The following is a 2249-nucleotide window of genomic DNA, read 5'->3' as shown; positions in this document are numbered from 1 at the left end:
CCTCAAAACCCACAGTCCGCACCCCCTTGCCACACCTTCCGTTTACGTTAAGGTCAGTTGCAAACAGCAACCGGAGAGTGTGATTCCATGGCCCTTCCCCCGATCTTCGACCGCCTGCGCCTGCCCGTCATCGGCTCGCCCCTGTTCATCGTCTCGGGCCCCGAACTCGTCATCGCGCAGTGCAAGGCCGGCGTCGTCGGCAGCTTTCCCGCGCTCAACGCCCGGCCGCAGAGCCTGCTCGACGAATGGCTGCACCAGATCACCGAAGAGCTTGCGGCATGGGATCGCGACAATCCCGACCGCCTGTCGGCGCCTTACGCCGTCAACCAGATCGTCCATAAGTCGAACGACCGGCTCGAGCAGGATATCGCGACCTGCGCCAAGTGGAAGGTGCCGATCACCATCACCTCGCTCGGCGCGCGCGAGGAGCTCAACCAGGCGGTCCACGGCTGGGGCGGCATCACGCTCCACGACGTCATCGACGACCGGTTCGCGCGCAAGGCGGTCGAAAAGGGCGCCGACGGGCTGATCCCCGTCGCCGCGGGTGCGGGCGGCCATGCCGGTGTCCAGTCGCCCTTCGCGCTGGTGCAGGAAATCCGCGAATGGTTCGACGGCCCCGTCGCGCTGTCGGGCGCGATCGGCCACGGTCGCTCGATCCTAGCCGCGCAGGCGTGCGGCGCCGACCTCGCCTATATGGGCAGCGCCTTCATCGCGACCGCCGAGGCGAACGCCGATCCGGGCTACAAGAACGGCATCGTCGAGGGCCGCGCCGCCGACATCGTCTATTCGAACCTCTTCACCGGGGTGCACGGCAATTACCTGCGCGGCTCGATCGTCAACGCGGGCATGGACCCCGACAACCTCCCCGAAGGCGATTTGAAGACGATGAACTTCGGTTCGGGCGGCAACACCAAGGCGAAGGCGTGGAAGGACATCTGGGGCTCGGGCCAGGGCATCAGCCCGGTCCGCGGCGTCCTCCCCGTCGCCGACTTCGTCGCCCAGCTCGAAGACCAATATATCGCCGCCCGCCGCGAACTCGAGGCAAAGGTCCGGCTATAAGTCGGCCCGCTACCCACCAAACAGCCGCCCGATCGCCTCGTCCAGATAGGGCCGGTCGGCGAACAGCCGCATCGGGTCGCTGCGGTTGAGCCGGAAACTCATCCCGTGCCGGTCGGTCAGCGCGCGGCGCAGCACCGTCTGCAGCAACCGCAGCCGTGCCGCCGCGACGCGCCCCGCCGCCGCGGGGTCGCGCATCGCCTGCAGCGCGTGATAGGCGCGGATCTGCTCGACCCGCGCCGCGACGACGTCGCTATAGGCGCCGTGCGGCCCGCGATGCAGCGCATGCCCCGACAGCCACGCCAGCCGCTCATTGCCCGGCAGCACCAGCCCGTTGAGCGCGAAGCGGTCGAGCGCAAAACCCTCGCCGTCGAGCCGGTCGAACATCGCCGCCATCTGCGGCCGCGCCAGCAAGGCGATCGGGATCAGGTGATGGCGCTGATACCCCGCCTCGGCGGGCACGGCGCCCGACCAGCGGCAGCGGGAGGAAGCGGGCGGCGCACGCCCGTCCATCAGCGGTCGAAGCGAAACTCGACCAGCACCGTCGGCGGCCGCCCGCCCGCACCGTCCTGCGGCGTCAGCGCGACCCATTCGCCGCCGTTCAGCCCCGGCGCCTGCTGCGCGCGCGCCAGCGGACCGTTGAGCAGCATGTCGAGCGCGAGCCGCGCCAGCCGCTGCACCATCGCCGCCATGTCCCAGCCGGGCGGGACGGCCGCCTTCAGTTCCTGCCCGGCGAACACCGCCAGCCCGCGCGTCGCGACGCGCGCGCCGTCCGCGTCCTCGCGGCGGCGAAAGGCGATCAGGTGCAGCACCGGCGGCATGCCGCTCGCCTGCATCTCGGCGATCGCACCGCGAAATTGCGCGGCATCGCTCCACAGCCGCGCCGGCGACCAGAAAAGCTGCTGCGCGTCGAACAGGTCGATCAGCAGCACGAGCATCCGATAGAAATCGTCGAACCGCGCGCCCGCAAGGGGGCCGGTTGCTTCGCAATCCTCGGGCTCGAAAAACCAGCAATCCTCGCGCCACCCCGGCGGCAAGCCGACGCCGAGCAGGCTGGTCGCCCGGTCGCCGGGTTCGGCCAGCGCCATTCGCGGCGCCGCCGCACGCCCGGCCAGCACCCGGAGCGTCCCGAGATGCAGGCGGAAGCGCGGCGCGTCCCCGTCTGCGGCGGCGACGATTTCGGGCCGCAGCCC

At 70.4% G+C, this 2249-nt stretch carries 3 protein-coding genes; 1 reads left to right on the top strand and 2 read right to left on the bottom strand.

The genetic code is table 11. From position 1 onward, the window contains the following. The first annotated feature begins 87 nt into the window (after positions 1-87). Positions 88-1059: a nitronate monooxygenase family protein gene (locus tag B1A78_RS21555; protein WP_077148879.1), complete on the top strand. Its 972-nt coding sequence runs from the start codon at positions 88-90 to the stop codon at positions 1057-1059. A 9-nt stretch (positions 1060-1068) separates the two neighbouring features. On the opposite strand, the gene B1A78_RS21550 is transcribed toward B1A78_RS21555, so the two are convergent. Together B1A78_RS21550 and B1A78_RS22875 are read right to left on the bottom strand one after the other, a co-directional pair. Then, positions 1069-1569, bottom strand: a complete 501-nt coding sequence (locus B1A78_RS21550; RefSeq protein WP_077148878.1) for an AHH domain-containing protein — start codon at positions 1567-1569, stop codon at positions 1069-1071. After that, positions 1569-2249: hypothetical protein (locus tag B1A78_RS22875; protein WP_179102129.1), on the bottom strand; the 681-nt coding region annotated here is incomplete at its 5' end. The genes B1A78_RS22875 and B1A78_RS21550, both read right to left, overlap by 1 nt.

Origin of the sequence: Sphingopyxis sp. KK2 (genome assembly GCF_001990265.1) — a bacterium.
GTDB lineage: Bacteria > Pseudomonadota > Alphaproteobacteria > Sphingomonadales > Sphingomonadaceae > Sphingopyxis.
This window is presented reverse-complemented; position numbering and strand designations above follow the sequence as displayed.

Coding starts and splice junctions, on each gene's coding strand:
- B1A78_RS21555 (WP_077148879.1), top strand. CDS start 88: ATGGCCCTTCCCCCGATCTTCGACCGCCTGCGCCTGCCCGTCATCGGC.
- B1A78_RS21550 (WP_077148878.1), bottom strand. CDS start 1,569: ATGGACGGGCGTGCGCCGCCCGCTTCCTCCCGCTGCCGCTGGTCGGGC.